The sequence below is a fragment of the Streptomyces sannanensis genome, assembly GCF_039536205.1.
In the GTDB taxonomy this organism is placed as follows: domain Bacteria; phylum Actinomycetota; class Actinomycetes; order Streptomycetales; family Streptomycetaceae; genus Streptomyces; species Streptomyces sannanensis.
Map to the genome: position 1 here is coordinate 96,799 of NZ_BAAAYL010000003.1, position 18,661 is coordinate 115,459.

Genomic DNA, 18,661 nt, shown 5'->3' on the forward strand with positions numbered 1-18,661 from the left:
GCGACGGGGATGTCAGCGGGCCGACCACGCCGAAACAGCGTGGTGCCCTACACGGACACGATGTCGGTCCGCCGGGGTGCGCAACATTAGGCGCAACATCTGTTGCAACGGTGCCCCGGTCAGCGGTCCAGTGCGGGCAGGTGGGCCAGGCCGGTTTCGAACATGATGCGGTCGACGGTCTCCTGCAGGGCGCTGTCGGCGCCGATGACGGTCTCGAGCCCTTCGGGCAGCAGGTCGCGCGGCCGGTACCAGTCGCGCAGTTGCGTCTCGTTGACGTCATCGGCGATCGGCTTGGTGGCGTGCCGGGCGAGGGTTTCGTCGAGGATGCCCTCCACCACGACGTGGAACCCCGCGTCGAGGGCGTAGCGGGCCGTCAGGTCGATCAAGCCGATGTTGGCCGCGCCAGGCCGGTCCCGCTCGCGCAGGACGATGCGGCGCAGGTTGTCCTGGCCAACCAGGGCCAGGCCGCGGCCGAACCGTTCGCGGAGGCCGGCCGCGACGGACGACTTGCCCGAGGCGCTGTTGCCGCGCAGCACGACCAGCCGGGTTTCCTCGGTGCCCACCATCACGACGGGGCACGGTACCGGCCCACAGGTGCGGCAAGGAGTGTCCTGACCTGCCGTGGACGGGCGCGCGGCAGCATGGTCGGGGTCATGGTCGGGTGTGGCAGCGGTGCAGGGACTGTCACCTGACCAGTCACAGCGGCTCGGGTCGCCGGGGCGCGGGTCGTACAGCGCGCGGCCGCCGGGGCCGAACTTTCCGAACTCCGTCATCAGGGCGGCGCCGGTGTCGATCTCGTCCTGCGTCCAGCCCGTGACGTCCAGCGGGACGGGCAGGTGCCGGGGTACGCGGCCATGACTAAGCCGTGCGGCAGCGGCACCGCCTTCTTCGCCGCGGTCTTCTTCACGGCCGGCTACTCGCCGGACTTCTTCTTCGCCGCCTGCGCCCGCTTGATCGCCTCGCGCTGCGTCTTGCCGGACCATCCCAGCAACACGCCCCAGGGCGTCTCCCGGCATGGGTGTGTCGGATCTGGCACCCGGGCCGGACGCCGCGCAGCACCCGGCGCACGGTGACAAGGCCGCGTAAGTGCCGCACACCGGCACCGGTGGCACGCCGCCCTGCTCGGGGACGGCGTGCCCCCGGATCAGTCCGCCAGACGTCAGTCGCGGCCGCCGCCGTGACGGTCACCGCCTTTGTGATGGCCGCCGTCGCGGTGGTGGCCACTGCCGTCGCGGCCGTTGCGGTCACGGTCGCGGCCCCACGCGTAGTCGTCGACGAACCGGCCGCGGTCGTTGCGCAGGGTCGCGGTGTCCGCGCCGTTGTTCCACACGTAGTTGCGCCGGTCCTGGTACAGGTCGGTCGCCCTGTCCCGGCCGACGCCGGTGTGGATTCGGACTGTGGCCCGGCCGGCCAGGCGGTAGGAGTCGAAAGTGTAGGTGTGGCCGTCCTCGTCCTGGAGCGTCCAGCCGTCCAGGTTCACGCTGTGGCGTCCGGTGTTGGTGACTTCCACCCACTCCTGGTTCAGGGAGCGGTTGGAGCGGTCGTCCCGACCCGGGGAGTCGTACTGCACGTCACTGATGACGACCTGGCCACGGTACGAACGCGCGAAGTGGTGGTCGGCGGCCGACGCCGGCAGCGCCGCCGCCCCCACCATGGCCGCCGCCACGGCAGCGGCAGCGGTCAGACGGCGGACAGAAGCAGAAACGGAAACGGACACGAGGGTCCCCCTTCACCGTGTTGCGCACACCTCAGCGCCATGACGTGAAGTCGCAGGCCACAGGAGGTGTGTTGTGCGGGTGGCGGCCGGGCGGCCGCGCACTCACACAGTGCGGCCCGAATGGAACCGTCATGAGGGATACGCGGCGTGTGTTACAGAACGCCCATATTCGCGTGATCCTTGACTGCATCACCCACCTATCGGTGGATTGCACAAGATCAACGATCCCCCACACCCAACCCCCCGTCCTGGCACAGGCATCCACCGCCTCCCGCCACGCCACCCACCCCGCCACGGCGGCCGCCATCACCCGAAAGTGAGTAACAGCATCAGCCGCCCCGAGCCGGACGCAGAAAACCGTGATGTTAGTTCCGCCTCATTACACAGCTGTCCAGATGCCCCTCTTCGTCTGTCTGTGGGTCAGCTTCGGGGTGTGTACCAGGGCACCAGGCGTGGCAGGAGGTCGAGGGTGTGGCGTCGCAGCGGCTGCTGAGGGCCGCGCGGAGTGCTGCCGGGGCGGGCGCAGAGGGGCCGGATGCGCTCTGGGCGGCCGAAAAAGTCGCATCCGCGCACTGCAGTGCCCGCACACGGCGCGGCGCGGGAGCAGCCGGGGATCACTGTGCTGTCAGTTGGGCGTGCGGCTGGGGGTGATCCGTTCGGCGAAGTCGGCCAGGCCCCCCAGGCCGGGGCGTTGAGCGCGTACGGCGGCGGTCAGATCGCGAAGCGACGGCCGGCGCACTTCTTGCGGCGCTGCAGCCTCGGCTGCGAGCAGCTGGGTGAAGGCGCCGGCTGGATCGCCTGCGGCCAGCAGGGCACGGGCGGTGTCGGTGGCGCGCCGGGCGCGGCGTTCCGGTGAGGGCAGTGCGGTGTCTGTCAGGTGCCGGGCGTGTGCCAGCGCGGTGTCGGGGTCGCCGAGGTGGTGGTGGATGCCGATCCGGTAGAGGGTGCAGTGGGCGTGGGTGAGTCCGGGCCGGTCCTGGTGTCCGGTCAGGCGGTTGAGGCGGGCGGCGGTCTCCTCTGCGCGCTCGGCGAGCTCGAGGGCCTGCCGGGCGCGGCCGCTCTGGGCGGCGGTGTAGGCGGTGGTCAGGGCCAGCATGCCGGCGGTGTCCAGGGCGGAGGCGGAGCCGCGGTGGCCGGTGAGGTGGTCGTGGGCCTCGGCGAGCAGGTGCAGAGCGAGGTCGGTGCGGCCGGTCCGGCGCAGCGGGGTGGCCGCGGCGCGGACCGCGAGGGCCAGGGCCAGCGGGTGCCCTGAGCAGCGGGCGGCTTCGGTGGCCCGGGCCGCGTAGCGCGCGGCGTGGCGGGTGTGGCCCAGTTTGGTGGCCAGTTCGGCGGCGAGGGTGAGTACCTGGCTGGCGCGTGCCAGGGCGGCGGGTGCCAGCTCCTGGGTGGTGGTGTGGTCGGCGGCGGCCAGCAGGCGTGGCAGGGCTTGGTGGAGCTGGGCGTACCGGCCTTCGGTGAAGGCCCGGCGGGCCGCGGCGATGTCCCGGTCGCGCGGCAATGGACCGGCGGCCGTGGCGGGCTGGGTCCCTACGGTTATGGTGGCGCCGGTCGCCAGTGCGGCAGTGAGTACAGCTCTGCGTTCCATCGTCCCTCCCTTGTGTGCGGCCGCGAAGTGCCGACAGTGATGAGGGTAGGACCAGCGGACCAGGGCGCGGCAGAGCGCACAGAGCGGCGCTTGGCAGGGCGCACACATGCTGAACGCCCGCTGGGGCCCGGCGCCTGCATCACCGGTCGGCCAGCGCCGCGGCCACCTCGCCCACCGTCGGCAGGTGAGGCTGGGGCGGTCAGGCGGGCGGGAGCTTTACCCGCAGCCTCTTGGCTTCGTCCGCGGCGGGCAGCGCCTGCCCGCCTACTCCGAGTACGTCAAGGACGCGCCGGACACCGGAACCATCGGTGACGGCAGCCTCATCGGCGTCGGCCGGACGGCCCGGGGTGCTGCACAGCAGATCCGCGACGTTCTGCTGACGGTTGCAGAGCGAAAAATCGGGGCGCCAAGGGCCTACCAGCCCGTCTAATGAACGTTTGTGACCGAACAGCCCTCATCCGCCCTGCACCGCTTCGTAGAAGACGACGATCCCGGCGTTCTCACGCTCATCGTGGACACGCCCCAGGGGCCACACCTGCGCCGCATACCGCCTGCGTTGCCCTTGCCGTCCCACGTCGACCACGGATCCGGCGCCGAAGCGGCAGCCCACACCGCCGCAGCCACTTGGGGAATGCCCGACTTCGTGTTCCAGCAGGCAGCACACGCGGCCAAGGGCTCAGGCCAGCGAGAGCTGGGCGACCGGCTACTCCTCGCCGGCCAGCGCGGCGCGGTCGTGCAGGTCAAAGCCCGCACCATCAAGCCCAAGCCGGATGCCCAGGAAGCAGGCTGGATCCAGAAGGTGGCGGCCAAGGCGATGAGCCAGGCCAAAGGAACCGTCCGGCAACTGCGGATGGTGCCCGCCGGTATGGTCAACGGCCGCGGCCGGACCATGAGCGTCGACGGCAGCGCCTACGAGTGGATCGCCGTGTTCCTGCTGGACCACCCGCACGTTCCCGAGAACACCGTCGCCACGTGGCAGCCGATCGGCATGCCCGCCATCGCGCTGACCCGTCGCGACTGGGACTTCCTCTTCGACCAGCTGCGCTCCACCACCGCCGTACTCGACTACCTCTTCCGCGCAGCCGCTGAACCTCCCATACCGCTCGGCGAGGAGCCGGTGCGCTACTACGAGTTCGCCGCCGCAGATGCAGCTGCACCACCCAAGGACGTCGACACCAAGCTGGTAGGACCGGGCGGCACGCTGTTCTCCGCGCCGCAACTGCCGCAGGCCCCGGCCGGCGCTGACGGCACCAACGTCCACCTGGTGATCCGCATCATGCTGGAGGACATAGCCCTCAGCTCTCTCGGCGACTCGCTAACCGAGGCAAACCGCTTCACTGTGCTATCCGACCTGGACCGACTGCCCGTGTCAGCCCGGGCCGAGTGGGGCCACTTGCTGCTGGACATGCTGCGCGACGTGCCGCGGGTACCTGACGAGCACTGCAAGTGGCGTTTTAGACGGACACTCGACGAAGACGGCACCCGCCAGCTCATCGTGGGCGCCGCCACCCGCTTCGACGCCGTCATCCAGGCCAGCTTCTCCGCGTACGTGCAGCTGCGGCACCACGAAGTGACCTCGCGCACCGGCCGAACAGAGAAATCCTCCACTCTGGGAGTGCTACTCACCCCGTGTCATGACGGGAGGCGGCCGTGGGACACCAGCGCGGTGCGAGTGCACGGTGATCTCGAGCTGTCCCAGGAAGAGCTGCGGGTTTATAGCGAAGGATGGAACCGAGCCCTCGAAGACGGCACAGTCAGCGTGAACGACTGAGCGCGGGGATATGGGAGCGGCCGCGTGATGCCGCTCCCACACCACCGTACTGCTGCGGCGTTCGACGAGAACGACGTCGCGCCAGACGCCGTGCCGATCCGCTGGCGGGTACCGATGATGCGGAAGCCGTGGCGTTGGCGCAAGGTGAGGCTGGCGGCGTTCTCGGGGAAGATCCCGGACTGGATGGTCCAGATCCCGGCCTGCTCGGCGGAGTCGATCAGCGCCTTTAGCAGGGCGGAGGCGATGCCGCGTCCGCGGGCGGCGGGGTGGACGTATCGCCCGCATACGCGCACCGGTCCGAGACCCTGCTCGCGGCGACCCAGCCCAGCGCGGTCGCACATCTGGGCTTCGCGTTCCATCGTGGCTCAGGTCTCTGCCTCGTCGTCACCGTCGGCGTTGTTGACGGTTCGGCGGTACTCGGGGTGGTTCTTGTCCATCTGGATGCCGAGATGGACCGGTGCGGGGTACTGAGTGCGGTGTTCCCAGTGAAGGGCGTGATCACAGAGGCGGGCGGCGGTGAGCCCGTAGGTGAGCAGGGCCTGGTCGGCCGGGTGATGGAGCACGGTGATCTCCGTTGCCGTGTGGCTGTACCAGGTTTCGGCTTGTTCCTTGGGGTCGCTGCTGCCCCACCGGGTGCAAAATTCGCCGGCGCGGGCGTAGCGTGCGCCTCCGGTGAACTGGTGGGGGAGGTTGCAGAGGATGAACGTCTGGTCGGCCTCTGCCATCTGGAACAGGCCGGTGGCGAGCTTGCCCTCCTCGGTGACGGGCTCGTCGTACTCCGGGATGCGGCGGAGCCGTTCGATAAGGGCCGGCCGGGCCACGTCCTTGCTGCCGGAGGTGACCCGGACGACCGCTCGGGGGCGTTGATCGGGTGCGAGCGTGAAGCCGGGCAGTGCTGGCCGCTTGTTGATCTGGCCGGCCGTGTCGGGTGTCTCGCCCAGGTTCTTGTTGGCGAGCAGGGGCCAGATGCTGCGGGCTTCGCCTCCGGACACGTACATGACGTATCCCTGTACCGGGTCGGCGTGCCCGCCCAGTTCGTAGAGTGCGCGGTCGATGTGGCGTGGCAGGAGTTCGTCGCGGCGTCGGCCTTCGGGCAGCGGCCGAGCCCGGAAGTGGTAGTTGGCAGGGGCATAGTCGAGCCAGGTGCCAGGGCCGGCGTGTTCAGCGGGGAGGTAGGCGAGGGTCCGCCAGTACGGGCCGTGGGGGACGAGGGCTACCAGGGTCCACATCAGTTTCGGTTCTTCAGTGGCGATGCGTCGTTCACCGCGCTGCTGGCGCAGGTGGAGTCCGACGTGGACGAGGGGTTCCTTGAGGCCGTTGGGACCTGAGCTGAGGGCTTTGGTCAGTCGCGGGTGCACGAGGCCGGCCACGCGGGACAGGTCCGCGATGGCCATGTGGCCGCGGTGGTGTCCCTGGAGTTCGAGGCCCAGGAGCTCGAGATCGGTGGTGAGCTCGCGGTCCTTCTTGCGGGGGTTACGGCGTCCGGGCTTGTACAGGGTGAGGAATTGGGCAAGGACACGGTGCCGGGCGAGTTCGCTGTTGACTCGGTGCTTGGCGTCCAGGGTGTCGGGGTTGACGACGGTGGAGCCGGTCTTCTTCGAGGCGCGTCGTTGGCGTGACCAGGCTTTGGGGTCGTACGCCGTTTCACACAGGGCGAGAAGGCGGGTGTCCTCGGGGGCGTCGAGACCATGGAGTTGTCTGACGAGGGCGGGGCGCTGGTCGTGGTACTCGCCGTGGGCCAGCAGCTCCGGTGCCGGCTGGAACAGGACCTCGACGTGTTCGTTGAGGGAGACGGGCTTGTTCTCGCCAATGCCGGTGGCGGCAAGGTCGGGGCGGTTGAAGTGGTAGGCCAGCAGCAACTGCATGCGTGTGCGCATGGCCTGGCTCTTGTAGAGGGCGAGGATGCGCAGTTTCCGGCATCCGGATGCGGCGATGATCTGCGGCAGGTTCTCGTCGTCCCACAGGACCGTGTCGCGGCCTTCGACGGTGGTGCGCCGGTTTCCGAAGGGGCGGCGGCCGGCGACCTGTACACACTTGACCAGGGGCTGGTCGAGGACGGTGCTGACGTGCCGGGCGAGTTCCCGTTGGCTGTACATGCCCACGCCCCTGCCGACCGGGTAGCTCACGGCGAAAGGTAGGAGGGCACGGAGTTTGCCGGGAGGGCCGCTCAGGTCGAGAGCGCTGGGTGCGAGGAACTCGTCGTCTTTGTCGCGGGGGAAGACGTGTTCGCCGTGCAGACGAATCCAAGCATCCAGGGCCAGGCGGGTGGTGTGGTTGAGGTGGGTGTAGTCACCGTATCCGCCGAGATCGAGGTTGAGGAGGGGGCCTTTGGCATCGCGGGGCTCGAACCAGGCTGTGCGGGCGTTGCGCAGCGTGTTGCTCAGCCGGGAGACAGAGGGTTGCACGACGGCCACTGGGTGGGACAGGCCGGGGTGGGACTTCATCATGACGTCGAGCCGGAGGGTGGCGTACCTGGTGACCGTCTTCCAGGCGCTGTCGGTGTCGTCCTCGTCGGTGTCGGCGATGTCGTCGAGGGTTTCCCCGCGGGCGGCGAGCCAGGTGTTGCTCCACAGCAGTTTGCGGTCCCAGACCTGGAGACAGTTGGCGAGATCGCGGCGGAAGGTGACGGTCTTGCCGTCGATCGTCCACGTCTGGGCGGAGAGCTTCTCGGCGATGGTCCAGCTGGCGGCCGTCCACACCCAGCCCGGGGCGTCGATGCAGGCCGGGGTGCGGGTGATCTGGTCCCACAGCTGGACCTCTTCGGGGGTGGTCCCGGCGATGAGGTCGGCGATCTGGCTCGGGTGCTGGAAGGTGAAGCTGTCGGCTGGGGTCTGCAGCAGGGCCTGCTCCCAGAGGGTGATGGCGGCATGCAGGTCGTCGCGGTCGATGGGCCGGGTGGTGGCGAGGAACTTCGGCGGGTGGGTCTTGGAGGTGGGGTAGAGCGTGGCGCTGGTGTAGCCGATGGCGCGCAGGACGGTCAGCAGGCCGCTGTAGGGGAGGTTGGCTTTGGAGCCGGTGATGCCGCGGTATTCCTCGCGCAGCTTCTTCCAGGCGGTGTCGATCTTCACCTCGGGCAGGCGGTACAGCAGTACCGAGCCCAGGAGCTTTTCATCGGTGTGACAGGCCAGCAGGTACAGCTGGGTCTGGTCCGTGGTCATCAGACGCCTTCGTGATCAAGGTCTTCGCTGCGGGGCAGGGGGACGTGGGTGAGCGGGGGGATGTCGGGTGCGTGGGCGAAGTCGAGCCAGGCGGTCAGGGTGGAGCCGTAGACGCGGCGGAGGCTGGCCTGTTCGTCTTCGGTGAGGCCGTCGTAGTAGGAGCGGACCAGCGAGGGGAAGTCGGAGCCCAGGCGGGTGTCGAGGAGGGAGTTGTCGACGAGGTAGAGCTGGACTGGGGTGCCTCCGCGGCGGGCGCGGCCGGCGAGTTGGATGAGGTCGACCAGGATTCCGGCGAGGATCTCGGTCTTCAGGTAGCGGGGGAGCCTGCTGAAGCGGGGGTCGCTGCGCAGCAGGGTGTGCAGGTGTCTTCGGGCGGCCCGGCTCTGGATGGCGAGCATGCGGGCGGGGTCGGGGCCTGGGCAGGCCGCGCCGATGGCGGTTGCGTTGATGCTGGCGTACATCGCCTCGGGTGAGTGCAGGTCGGCGACGGGGCGCAGGCCGACCCAGACTGAGGCCAGCGCGGAGCGTTCGGTGCCGGGGACGAGGATGTTCAGTCCGCGGGCGACCAGCGACAGGGGCGCGCAGATGACCTTGACGTGGGGGTGGGTGCGGGGCAGGTCCTCGAGCTGGTCGATGGTGATGGTCACTACGCCGGTGGGCAGGTGGATGCCAGGCGGAATGCCGGTCTTGGGGACGACAACGGCGATCCAGGAGGCTTGCACCGCGGCCGAGGCGATGCCGACGGCGAGGAGGATGGCCTGTTTGTAGGAGTTGGAGACCACCATGGCTCTGGCCCGGTCGGGGTCGTCGATCTCCAGCTGCCTCAGGTGCTCGGAGAGCCGGGTCTGCCACAGTTTCTCCCCCAGTTTCTGGATCTCTCGCGGCTTGTGGGCTTCGGCGATGCCTCCGATGGTGATGGGGTCCCATACGGTGTCCGAGGCGGAGACGTTGCCGGCCAGGGCGGTGACCGCGCCGGGGGTGGCGTCGGTCATGACGTAGGCGGGCTCGGTGTGCACGTGCTCGCAGGCTGCGCGGGGGAAGAAGGCGGTCGCGGACAGGGCGAGGACGCTGCGCTCGACGCCGGCGGTGGCGAGGGCCATGGTGCCGCCGAGCTGGGCGGTTCCGGTGTGGGGGTCGCCGCCGAGGGACTGGACGAAGAGTTCGCCGCCGCCCCGGTTGTCCTTGTTGACCTTGAATCCGAACAGCTGGTAGCCCAAGGGCCCATACGGCAGGGCGCCGTTCTGCGTGAAGGAGCCGAGCGCTCGTGCGAGTTCACGGCCGACGGTCAGCTGGGAACCGAGTCCGGCGATCACTGACTTCAGGTAGGTCAGGCTCTGGTGGAGGCAGCCCAGCCAGGCGCGCACGAGCAACGCGTTGGTGACGTCCGGGTGCCGTGTCTTGGGGATCTTGAGGCGTTTGAGCGCCCGGGAGATTTCCGTTTTGAGGACGGGCAGTTCGTCCTCGCTGGTGTCCCGGCTGACGGCCCGGGCGAGGATGCCGGCCAGTTCCTGGAAGCGTGGGTCAGGGGCGGTGTCGTCGTCGGTGTCGGGGAAGATGGCGCAGAACGCTTTGTGGGTGTCCGGATCGAGGCGGGCGTGTTCGTCGAGGCCGAGCAGATCCCTGATCAGGATGCGGTCCCAGATGCCGGGAACGTGCCAGCCGGATCCGGGACGTTCTTCCTCCTTGGCTTCCTGCTCGAGCCAGAGCTCGCCGTCCAGGACGTAGTTGAGGAACTGCTCGCCCAGTCCCCTGGCCTTGAACAGGGCGTTGACCACCCGGCGGTCGGCCGCTGCTGCCAGGCTCTGCCGCTGCTGGTCCACCTGAAGCAGCAGCGAGGTCTTGCTGATGCCGCGCGTGGCCAGGGAGAAATCGTGAGCGCCCGTCGAGCACCAGCTGTTCTGCAGGTTGTCGACCTCGTCAACGATCAGCATGCGGCAGTGCCGGTGGAGAAACTCCATCACGGAGATCTGCCGGAGGAGATGCCGGCCGGTGTCCACCGGGATTTGGATGAGGCCGCGCAGCAGGTTGTGATGGTTGGTGACGATGATGTCCGCCTGGACCGCCTCACGGAACAGGGCGTACTTCCCGCACACTCCCATCCGCGGGCAGGCGTACGGGCCGGCCGGCTCCTCGTCCCCGGCGCCGGACACGGGATCGGTCACTTTGGTCAGGGCGCGACACGGCTCGCGGCCGCGGGTCACCTTGGGGCCATCCGTCACCCATGCGGACAACTCGCATCCGTAGGCGAGCCGGTCGTGGCGGTCCTCGCGGCCCTGTTCGGCGGCGCGCTGGGCCTGTTCCGCAACCCGGGTCTCGGTGACCAGCGGCACACAACGCAGCTTCTGGCGGGCGATTGCCTGGGCGAGCTGGGCGGTGACCTGGAAGACGAGTTCGTCGTCCGCCTCGATCTTCTCGGCGTTGGTCAAGCTGTCGTGGATCGTGCTGACGACGACCGCGACGGGGCCCTGGCCGCGGTCGGCCAGCAGCGGTGCGAGGGCGTTCATCAGCACGCTCTTGCCCACGCCTGTGGGCGCGTTGACGATCGTGAGCTTCCCGGCCGGCAGGTTCAGACGGGTGACGGGGTCGCCGGAAGAGGCCTGGAGCCGGTCGATGAAGGAGGCGAGCACGCCCGGCTTCCAGCCGTGGCGGTCGGGTCCGGCCGCGGCCTGGCGCCGGGCCAGGCGCAGGATCTTCTTGCGGGTGACGGTCGTCGTGGCCGTATACGGGGCGGTCGTCAGCCGCAGCGGCCGTACGCAGGCGCCTTCTTCGGTGTCGGGGATGGTCACCACCGAGGGCTCAGATCCGCCGAACTGCCACCGGCCGGGGCCTGCCACGGGCAACGGCAGGCGGGTGTCGTAGTAGTAGCCTTCGGCTTCGCGTACCAACTCCTGTGCCAGCTCCAGCGGCTTTTGAGCATGCGCGGCCAGCAGGTAGGTCGCCTCCCGGGGCGGTACATCATCGGGGAGCCGGTAGATGCCTTCGCCGGAGGTCGCACAGGTTCGCGCGAGCGCCTCGAACATGCCGCGTCCTGCCAGGTCGTCGGGGCGCACGTGCCAGTACCGGCCAGCCAGCTCCCGTACGCGCCGCGGGACCTGGGGCCAGCGCTCCCACAGGTCCACGCGGGCGGCCGCGAACACATGCGCCTGGTCCAGCGGCACTACCATCCGGCCGTCTGCGTCACGGAAGCCGAAGTACTCCTCGGCCAGCGCCAACGCCGCGGCAACGGACAGCTTGCGCAGTTCCCACTCCTCCGGCCTCACCGCGGCGCTCCGCACGCGGCCTTGACGCGGTTGGCCAGGCGGCTGACCGTGGTCACCTTGACGCCCCGGTCGTGTACTTGGGCGGCGAGGAAGTACCGCTCGCTGTACTGGTGGTCGGGCAGGACGATCGTCAGGCCCTTCCGCAGCGCCGGACGTGCGGTGAGCGCCTTGCCGAGCGCGACCACCGACTCCCACGCCTTGGCGTCCACACGCCAGTGCCGCGTGCGCTTCCCCGGCACCGCGACGGTGATGTGGAGGTCGTACTCGTCCGGTCGCTGCTCCCCCGGCCACATCTCCAGCTCGACGAAGGGCAGGCCGACAAGCTCGTTGCGCAGCTGGAGTTCGAGGAGCACGGGAAGGGTGCCGTAGCGCCACACGGGCCGGCTCACGGTCAGGTGATCGGAGCTGGCCGGCAGCGGCGTGACCGCCACGGCCGCCTTGCCGGTCCCGGTCAGCTCGCCCGGGCCCGGCCCTTTGCTGGGCGTGTACTGGTAGTGCACACCCCGCGGCGCATGGGCCTCACAGCGCACATCGAACTGCGCCCCGGACCGGGCAGCCCGCATCGGCCAACGGCAGACTGGGCACGGATACCACCAGCCGTCCACCTGGCACCACGGCCAGTCGGCCACGGACTCGAAGAAGTCGAACCGCATCCACAGCCGGTCCCACTGGCGCCGCAGTTCCCGCACCGGACCGGCGGCATGCGTCCCCAGCAGGACGCGGGCACGCCGGTAGTCCTCCGGCGCAAGGCGCCGCATGAGGTCGAACAGATGCTGTTCTTCCTGCTCGGCGCGTACCCGAGCCCACGGCCAGTACTGCTCGAGTGCGACCTGCGGGACCAGGTGCTCGCTGCACAGGTCCTGAACCGCGTCCCGGACCAGTCCCTGCGCGTCGAAGAGCCTCATGCTGTCGAAACGGTCGGACCTGCCCGAGGCGGGGGGAAGAAGCGGTCCCAGCGGGCCGCGCAGACCCTGGCGGAACTCCTTCATCCCGAACTGCGCGGCCCGCTCCGGTTGGTGAGCCGCTCGAAGCACCGCCAGACAGTCCATCAGCACCCGGCTCCGTCGAGCGGGCGCCAGTACCGGATCGCTCTCCGCGACAGCCGCCATGCAGCAAGCCGTCAAGGCCTGGTCACGCCGCTCCTCGTCCAAGGCAACATCTCTGACGGCCACACAGGAACACATAGCCACGGAATATGACCAATGTCACATACTGTTAGTTCGTACACAACGAGCCCACCCGGACAGGCCAACAGCCCACAAAGGCTCTCCTGCCAGCGGCCGACACCCGCCACCGATGGCAGTGGGCCACGGCTCCCGGGGTCGACTTCTCGGCCCCGACCGCTGTGACCGAATTCGCGAAAGTCGGCAAGTGGCTGTGGTTCCTGCCTGTCCGCGCCCTCGATGCAGGCTGGCATCTCGTCAAGACAGCCGTGGAAGCCGGACAGCTTGGACCGGGAGCCAAGGTCGCCACGCTGGGCAGCGACTTCGACGGCGATCCCACACGCCGACCCGTGATCATCTACACCGCCAACTACCACGACGAACAGGACGTACAGCGCGTAAGAGCGTCACCAACGCGATCAGGCCGAGGCGCCTGCCTGCCTGACCTGCGACAAGTTCGTAAGTGGGCCGCGGCCCGCCGCGGCGTGCGGCAGGCCGCGGGGCGAATCAGGCGGCCGCGGCCTCGCCAAGCTGATGGCAAATCGCGCCGCCGGGGCGCCGGGTCAGCGGGCCTTCCGCGGCCTCGATCCGGGCGGCTTCGGCGACGACGTCGGCGAAGCAAGGTTGTCGAGCTGCGCTGACATCACGTGGCCCCGATGTTCCTGGAGGTCCTCGAACGCCGGGTGGTATTCCATGCCTCGGCGGCGATCGGCGAGTCGTCGTCGGCGTGCTCGGCTCCGGGCACGGTGATGGTCTGCTCGGAGCCGAGCAGGTAGCCGGGAGCGGTGTCGATCAACGAGCTCGCGCCGGTCGACGGACACGGCCCCGCAGCCGCGCCGCCCCTCCTTATGAGGCTGTGCAAATGCTGCGTCGCAGACCGCTCAGACCGACGCGCCGCTCTCGATCAACGTGAGCACGTCCTCTGTGGGCCGGACGTCTCCGAAGGACCGATAGATCGTGTGCAGGGTCGCATTGTGGTCCTGGTCTCGTCTGGTCGCGTTCGCGTCGGCCACCATGACGACCCGGTAGCCGAGCGTCCAGGCATCGCGGGCAGAGGACTCGCAGCACACATTGGTGACCGTGCCGGTGATCAGAACCGTGTCGATCCCGCGCTCTCGGAGGAGTTCAGAAAGCGTGCAGCGGCCAGGAAAGAAGGCGCTGGGCGCGGACTTCTCCACCAACAGGTCGTTGATGCCGAGGGTGAAGCCGTGCCACAGGCGGTCCGGGAGCGGTCCGCTGCCGCCGGAGTTGCAAAACATCTCGGCCGCTTCGGGGCCGTGGAACTCATCACCAACCGGGGTGCGTTCGGTACGGGCAGGAAGTACCCAGGCGACTGTTCCGCCGGCGGTCCGCATCTTGTCGGCCAGGAGCTGGATGTTCGGGATGATGCCGCGGGCGTAGGGGTTGGCGTCGACGAAGAACGGCACCATGTCGATAACCACCAGTGCTGTGCGGGTGGGATCAAGGCTGGTGTAAGCGAACCGGCGGCCGCGACGCTCCTGCTGCCGGCGGTACTCCCGGTCGTCGATGCGCCACGCGTGAAGGGGGAACTCTGTGTCTGCCACGGGGTGCTCCTGTCAGTCGTGGTCTGGGCGGAGCTTGCGGTTCGTGCCGGAGCGGCCGATGTCCAGGTCCAGAAGCGAGGTCAGCGTGGTGCCGCTGTTCCAGAAGCCGAGCAGGTTGACGTCGATCAGGCACAGCTGGTGGCGGGCGGCGAACTCGCGGGCCGGTTTGGTGAAGACGCAGGAGGCGACAAAGATCGGTACGTCAGCGCCGTGTTCGGCACGGGCGGTGCCGTTAAACGTCTGGATGTCGCGGCTGCCGACGGTGCGGTGCTTGGCGTATCGCTTGCACTGGATGACGAACCGTCGGCCGTCGGGCAGGAGGCCGGTCACGTCGGCGCCGAGGTCGCCAGCGCCGCCGACACGCTTCACGTCGGTGCAGCCGTCCCGGCGGCATAGCTCGGCGACGTAATCCTCGAACTGGCGGTCATCCATCGCCCACACTGCCTCCAGCGACCGGCGGGCCTGGCGTCGCGCGTCCTCCGCCAGCCGTTCCTTCTCCGCGCGCGCTTCCCTTCGCCCAGCGCGTATATGTGCCGTGACGACCCCACCAAGGGCGGCGACGGCTAACGCCACCAGCATCACTGTCCCCATGTATTCTTCGCCTCCCATAATCTGCCGCCTTGTTGCTCCCCACTCGACAGCAGGTCTATCCGGTGGGGTTGCCTAGGCAGAGGCAGAGGTGCTCCCCCGGCTCGTGCCCCTGCCACTCCTTGTACTGGGCCACGAGGGCAGGCATCGCCTTTGCGATCTGGATCCGGGCGAGGCGGTGGGTGCGCTCGCTGATCTGGTAGCCGTGCTGCAGGACCGGAACACCCCAGAGGTTGCCTACAGAAGACCGAGACGATGCCGCACATGCCCACAGGAGTCCGGATGTCCTGTCTCAGGTAAGTCCGGGTAGCGCGAGTCGATGGCCTGCGGTGCCCGGAGATCAGTGAGACGGTTCAGCGTGTGTCCGTCTCGGGCCACCATCAGCAACCAGCGCAAGCAGCAGCAGGCACAGCGCGAGGGCCCAACACGCCAGGGGCAGGGCATGAAGGACAGCCAGAAATCCGCCGGCGACAGCTTCCCGACGTGGGGACCGTAGGTGTCCAGCGAGGCCAACACCCCGAGGCCAACTCCGCAGGCTGGCAGCAGGACGGGACAGTCGTCTCATTATTACGACGTAATAAGCCGGGCAGCCGCAACGGCCTGTTGCGGGGGATGCTCCTCGTGACGAAGCGCCGCAAAATGAGAAAGGCCCTGCTTCCCCACCGGAACAGGTGGGAGAGCAGGGCCAGGGAATCGCTACAGGTCGTTCAGGAGAAGCTCGGCAACCTGCTGGCAGTACTCGGGGCTGCTGGCTGCCGCCAGGTCGGCCACGAAGGCCTCGGGGCCTCCAAGCAGCTCGAGGTAGCGGTGGATCATCCTGTGCCTTTCGGGTTCGAGGACCTTCGAGAAGATGATGTCCATGCTGGCTGCACCGTCGGCCCACGGCATCTTGACCTGCCTCCTGACTGGCTCCGCGCGCGGATCGGGGACAGCCACCGCGCCCTCGTGACGCGCCTGCATGTCTGTCGCGCCGTCGGCCGCGGCCTGGTTCATTACGCCGTAATAATCAGCGTCAGGTCGTGGTGTCGGAACGTTGGGATCCGGCGTGCTGGATTGGGCCGGCGGTGCCGGCTGTAGCTCGGTGGCCGGCTCCTTGCTAGTGCGGCCCGACCGCCGCTCCTTCGCCCTGGCCTGCTTGTCGGCCTTCTCCTGTGCCCGCTTGTCCTTCAGCTTCTGCAGATGCTGTTCCTGCTCCTCCGGCTTCTTGCGACCCACCAGCCGAAGCAGGTCGGCAGGCTCCTCCCCCATCTCAAGCTTCTTCTTCAGCTCCGGGTTGAGCCCGAGCAGGGCGAGCCGCTGAGAAACCCAGCCCTGTGACCGGTGGAGGCGGGCGGCAAGAGCTTCCTGCGTACCGTGTACAGCCAGCAGCTGCTTCAGGGCCCTGGCCTCGTCCAGGGGGTCCAGGTCCTGGCGATGAATGTTCGCGACGAGAGCCGACTCCAGGAGCTCGTCAGCGTTACTGCCAAGGTCTTCGTCCAGCATCACCTTAATCTTGGTGAGGCCGGCTTCGCGGGCAGCAGCCAAACGCGAGCTGCCGTCGACGACGACGTACTCGGTGCCCTCTTCCAGGTCCTCCTCGCGGTCGGGGTTGGCCTCAAGGTAGGCGAAGCGGGACATGATGCTGATGGCCGCCTTCTGGCCATGGTCACGCATGCTGCCCGCGAGATCTGTCAGGTCGCCAAGATCTGACCGGGGGTTGGCGGGATTCAAGCTGATCAGAGAGGCGGGGAGCTCGGCCGGTGGCGGAGCGCCTTCGGTAGGGGCCTTGGTGGCAGCGTTGATGGCCGCTCGCCGGGGGCTGATGGACTGGGCCTGCCGGAACGAGCTGCCAGTACCGAGCGCGGATGCCTTGCTCATGAGATCTCCCGTGCGAGTGCGCGCATGGCCACTGCCTGGTCACATCTGGGGGCGTAGGCGAGCAGCGGCCGCTTCACTCGCACCGCTTCCTTCTGCTCCTTCAGGTCTCCGATGACGCCCACGACACGCGGATCTTTTATCCCCATCCAGTTCTCAAGGGACGACGTGGCGATGTAGCCGCGGCGGGCGTCGTAGTGGTTCACCACGATGCCGAGGTACTCGAGTTCGAGGCCCATGTCGCTGCGGAGGTCCTCAATCTGGGAGGTGAGCAGTGCGTAGGCGTCTGCGGAGCTGTCCTCGGCCTGGACGACGATCAGCACGCCGGAGTTACCCGGCTCCTCGCCGGGGCGTCGGCGGCCGTAGTAGGCGGCCGCGTCCATGCTCAGGCCGAGGCTGGGCGGGCAGTCCACCAGAATGGCATCGTAGTTGTCCTCAAGCGGGGCGAGGGCCCGCTCGAGGGCGGCTTCGCGTGCGCGCACGCCGGACAGTTTGACGTCGAGCAGGAACGCGTCGGTACAGGCCGGGAGCAGGTGCAGTCGACCGCCGAAGCGTTCGTCGGTGACCTCAACGATGAGGTCCCGGAGTGCGCCCTTGGCCTCGCCAGCCATGTGCTTGGTGAGGCTGTCCCCGTCGATGGGCAGGGGCTCGTGCCCGAGTTGCTTGGTCAGGTGGCACTGCGGGTCGAAGTCGACCAGCAGAACGCGCTGTCCGAGGCCGGGAAGGTCTTCATAGTCGAGGGGGGAGACTTCGAGGTTCTCGGTGAGGAGGGCGGCGAAGTGCTTGGAGATCCGCACGGGGTGGAGGCTGTCGGAGTCCTCGGCGAGTGCTTCCCCGATGCCGGCGGTGATCGCGGTCTTGCCGACGCCGCCCTTCTGGTTGCAAATGATCCGACGCTTGACGACGACTGGGCGTTGAACGTCGGGAGCGGGGTTCTTCTCCAGCCACACCTGGACGGACTGCGAGAGGCCCTGGACGATCGACACTCCGCGCGCTGCGCAGTCCTTGCGGAAGTCTTCCCACTGGCCGGAGGGAAGCCAGGTGGAGAACGACTTGGCGCCAGCGGTGTCGATGGGGGATCGGTTCGCGCCCAGCCCGCGCCAGGCCGTGATGCCCTCTTCGACGGCGTGCTGGATGTCGATGCCGTGCTGCGCGGTACGGATCTTCAAATCCTGCTGCAGCCTGGCGGGGAGCTTGGAGACGACCTTTTCCCGGTCGCCTTGGGAGGGCGATGTCATGACAGACACCTTACTAACATTCAAGATCTGTTGAGGCTTCGACGCGTTAGTAAGCCACAACTTCTTGCCTCCGACTTCGGGATGGACCGCATGTCGGCCGGTATTACGTCGTAATGAAGCCCCATCACGGCTCACCGCGGCCCGCATCCGCGGCCGATGATTATTACGTCGTAATGAGGACGTCCCAGCCACACGTCGCTGCGCGCCACTCGGCCCGCTTGGCGACGTAGGACCTGCTGACGTTCCACAGGTGGAGTTCGCCGCAAAAGGTGTCGTGGCTGGCGGCGTACAGGTAAATGCTCGCCGGTGACGTGGCCCGAATCCCCAGCAAGGAAGGCCCGGTGTAGGCGCCGAGGTAGGAGCGCAGCCGGGTGATGCGGGGGCGAAGGAGCCTGGTTCGTCAATGGTGGCGTTGAATGCTGGTGACCTCCATGCCGTAAAGCGCCGGGGTGTCGAGGCCTTGCTCGTGGGCGGTGATGGTGGCCAGCAGGGTGATGTCGCCGATCTCGTTGGCGGTGTTGTCCGCGAGGGTGTGGTCGTGGTCGGCACGCAGGTTCGCAGTACCTCCCCCCGCCCGTCGTGGCTGGCCGGGCGGGGCTGCACGGCGGCGGTCGTCTGGCCGGGCGCCTGCTCTCGAATTCGGCCCAGAGTTCACCCGCCGCCAACACCCGCCAGATCCGTACGGAGTGCAGTGCCCGGCACGAGTGGGTGCCTTCCGTCGGCGGTTAGGCGTAGCGGCCGCGCATCATCCGTTCCACCGCG

16 protein-coding genes and 1 pseudogene are annotated in these 18,661 nt (G+C 68.5%); 4 read left to right on the forward strand and 13 right to left on the reverse strand.

What is annotated here, in order from left to right:
- Nucleotides 1-119: 119 nt before the first annotated feature.
- Nucleotides 120-566: a P-loop NTPase family protein gene (locus ABD858_RS35555; protein ID WP_345045811.1), complete on the reverse strand. Its 447-nt coding sequence runs from the start codon at nt 564-566 to the stop codon at nt 120-122.
- 288 nt (nt 567-854) lie between these two features.
- Here ABD858_RS35555 and ABD858_RS35560 point away from each other — a divergent pair, with 288 nt between their 5' ends.
- Nucleotides 855-1,073, forward strand: a complete 219-nt coding sequence (locus tag ABD858_RS35560) for a hypothetical protein (protein ID WP_345045594.1) — start codon at nt 855-857, stop codon at nt 1,071-1,073.
- An 86-nt stretch (nt 1,074-1,159) separates the two neighbouring features.
- Here ABD858_RS35560 and ABD858_RS35565 read toward each other — a convergent pair whose 3' ends face one another.
- Both ABD858_RS35565 and ABD858_RS35570 read right to left on the reverse strand, forming a co-directional pair.
- Complete coding sequence (locus ABD858_RS35565; protein WP_345045596.1) at nt 1,160-1,717, reverse strand: lamin tail domain-containing protein; 558 nt, start codon at nt 1,715-1,717, stop codon at nt 1,160-1,162.
- Nucleotides 1,718-2,342: 625 nt separating this feature from the next.
- Nucleotides 2,343-3,302 (reverse strand): transcriptional regulator, encoded by a 960-nt coding sequence (locus tag ABD858_RS35570; RefSeq protein ID WP_345045597.1) that lies wholly within the window; start codon nt 3,300-3,302, stop codon nt 2,343-2,345.
- 106 nt (nt 3,303-3,408) lie between these two features.
- On the opposite strand from ABD858_RS35570, the gene ABD858_RS35575 reads away from it, so the two are divergent.
- Together ABD858_RS35575 and ABD858_RS35580 are read left to right on the forward strand one after the other, a co-directional pair.
- Nucleotides 3,409-3,732 carry a hypothetical protein gene (locus ABD858_RS35575; protein WP_345045599.1) on the forward strand — a complete coding sequence of 108 codons (324 nt, stop codon included), beginning with the start codon at nt 3,409-3,411 and terminating at the stop codon, nt 3,730-3,732.
- Between the two features lie 201 nt (nt 3,733-3,933).
- Nucleotides 3,934-5,073 (forward strand): hypothetical protein, encoded by a 1,140-nt coding sequence (locus tag ABD858_RS35580; RefSeq protein WP_345045602.1) that lies wholly within the window; start codon nt 3,934-3,936, stop codon nt 5,071-5,073.
- Nucleotides 5,074-5,115: 42 nt separating this feature from the next.
- On the opposite strand, the pseudogene ABD858_RS35585 reads toward ABD858_RS35580, so the two are convergent.
- The 4 genes and pseudogenes from ABD858_RS35585 to ABD858_RS35600 all read right to left on the reverse strand — a co-directional run.
- Nucleotides 5,116-5,443, reverse strand: a pseudogene (locus tag ABD858_RS35585) (GNAT family N-acetyltransferase); the annotation flags it as partial.
- On the reverse strand, nt 5,439-8,231 hold the full coding sequence (locus ABD858_RS35590; RefSeq protein ID WP_345045603.1) for an RNaseH domain-containing protein: 2,793 nt from the start codon (nt 8,229-8,231) through the stop codon (nt 5,439-5,441). The pseudogene ABD858_RS35585 and the gene ABD858_RS35590, both read right to left, overlap by 5 nt.
- Complete coding sequence (locus ABD858_RS35595; protein WP_345045606.1) at nt 8,231-11,491, reverse strand: ATP-dependent DNA helicase; 3,261 nt, start codon at nt 11,489-11,491, stop codon at nt 8,231-8,233. The genes ABD858_RS35590 and ABD858_RS35595 overlap by 1 nt, the downstream gene beginning before the upstream one ends.
- The gene (locus ABD858_RS35600) at nt 11,488-12,600 is read right to left on the reverse strand and encodes a restriction endonuclease-related protein (RefSeq protein WP_345045609.1); all 1,113 of its coding nucleotides are present in this window, start codon (nt 12,598-12,600) and stop codon (nt 11,488-11,490) included. The genes ABD858_RS35595 and ABD858_RS35600 overlap by 4 nt, the downstream gene beginning before the upstream one ends.
- Before the next feature lie 236 nt (nt 12,601-12,836).
- Here ABD858_RS35600 and ABD858_RS37100 point away from each other — a divergent pair, with 236 nt between their 5' ends.
- Nucleotides 12,837-13,295, forward strand: coding sequence for a putative phosphothreonine lyase domain-containing protein (locus ABD858_RS37100; RefSeq protein ID WP_425586371.1), 459 nt, complete (start codon nt 12,837-12,839; stop codon nt 13,293-13,295).
- Nucleotides 13,296-13,297: 2 nt separating this feature from the next.
- Here ABD858_RS37100 and ABD858_RS35605 read toward each other — a convergent pair whose 3' ends face one another.
- The 6 genes from ABD858_RS35605 to ABD858_RS35630 form a co-directional block, all read right to left on the reverse strand.
- Nucleotides 13,298-13,450, reverse strand: coding sequence for a hypothetical protein (locus tag ABD858_RS35605; protein ID WP_345045611.1), 153 nt, complete (start codon nt 13,448-13,450; stop codon nt 13,298-13,300).
- Between the two features lie 85 nt (nt 13,451-13,535).
- The gene (locus ABD858_RS35610; protein WP_345045613.1) at nt 13,536-14,219 is read right to left on the reverse strand and encodes an isochorismatase family protein; all 684 of its coding nucleotides are present in this window, start codon (nt 14,217-14,219) and stop codon (nt 13,536-13,538) included.
- Between the two features lie 12 nt (nt 14,220-14,231).
- Complete coding sequence (locus ABD858_RS35615; protein WP_345045813.1) at nt 14,232-14,798, reverse strand: restriction endonuclease; 567 nt, start codon at nt 14,796-14,798, stop codon at nt 14,232-14,234.
- 705 nt (nt 14,799-15,503) lie between these two features.
- Nucleotides 15,504-16,664, reverse strand: a complete 1,161-nt coding sequence (locus tag ABD858_RS35620) for a ParB/RepB/Spo0J family partition protein (RefSeq protein WP_345045615.1) — start codon at nt 16,662-16,664, stop codon at nt 15,504-15,506.
- Complete coding sequence (locus tag ABD858_RS35625) at nt 16,661-17,899, reverse strand: ParA family protein (RefSeq protein ID WP_345045618.1); 1,239 nt, start codon at nt 17,897-17,899, stop codon at nt 16,661-16,663. The genes ABD858_RS35620 and ABD858_RS35625 overlap by 4 nt, the downstream gene beginning before the upstream one ends.
- A gap of 400 nt (nt 17,900-18,299) precedes the next feature.
- Nucleotides 18,300-18,554, reverse strand: a complete 255-nt coding sequence (locus tag ABD858_RS35630) for a hypothetical protein (RefSeq protein ID WP_345045620.1) — start codon at nt 18,552-18,554, stop codon at nt 18,300-18,302.
- Nucleotides 18,555-18,661: the final 107 nt, after the last annotated feature.

What these genes read in the sequence shown, in the direction of transcription:
- ABD858_RS35555 (WP_345045811.1), bottom strand. Translation starts at nt 566, where the DNA reads ATGGTGGGCACCGAGGAAACCCGGCTGGTCGTGCTGCGCGGCAACAGC.
- ABD858_RS35560 (WP_345045594.1), top strand. Translation starts at nt 855, where the DNA reads ATGACTAAGCCGTGCGGCAGCGGCACCGCCTTCTTCGCCGCGGTCTTC.
- ABD858_RS35570 (WP_345045597.1), bottom strand. Translation starts at nt 3,302, where the DNA reads ATGGAACGCAGAGCTGTACTCACTGCCGCACTGGCGACCGGCGCCACC.
- ABD858_RS35575 (WP_345045599.1), top strand. Translation starts at nt 3,409, where the DNA reads ATGCTGAACGCCCGCTGGGGCCCGGCGCCTGCATCACCGGTCGGCCAG.
- ABD858_RS35580 (WP_345045602.1), top strand. Translation starts at nt 3,934, where the DNA reads ATGCCCGACTTCGTGTTCCAGCAGGCAGCACACGCGGCCAAGGGCTCA.
- ABD858_RS35590 (WP_345045603.1), bottom strand. Translation starts at nt 8,231, where the DNA reads ATGACCACGGACCAGACCCAGCTGTACCTGCTGGCCTGTCACACCGAT.
- ABD858_RS35600 (WP_345045609.1), bottom strand. Translation starts at nt 12,600, where the DNA reads ATGGCGGCTGTCGCGGAGAGCGATCCGGTACTGGCGCCCGCTCGACGG.
- ABD858_RS35615 (WP_345045813.1), bottom strand. Translation starts at nt 14,798, where the DNA reads ATGCTGGTGGCGTTAGCCGTCGCCGCCCTTGGTGGGGTCGTCACGGCA.
- ABD858_RS35620 (WP_345045615.1), bottom strand. Translation starts at nt 16,664, where the DNA reads ATGAGCAAGGCATCCGCGCTCGGTACTGGCAGCTCGTTCCGGCAGGCC.
- ABD858_RS35625 (WP_345045618.1), bottom strand. Translation starts at nt 17,899, where the DNA reads ATGACATCGCCCTCCCAAGGCGACCGGGAAAAGGTCGTCTCCAAGCTC.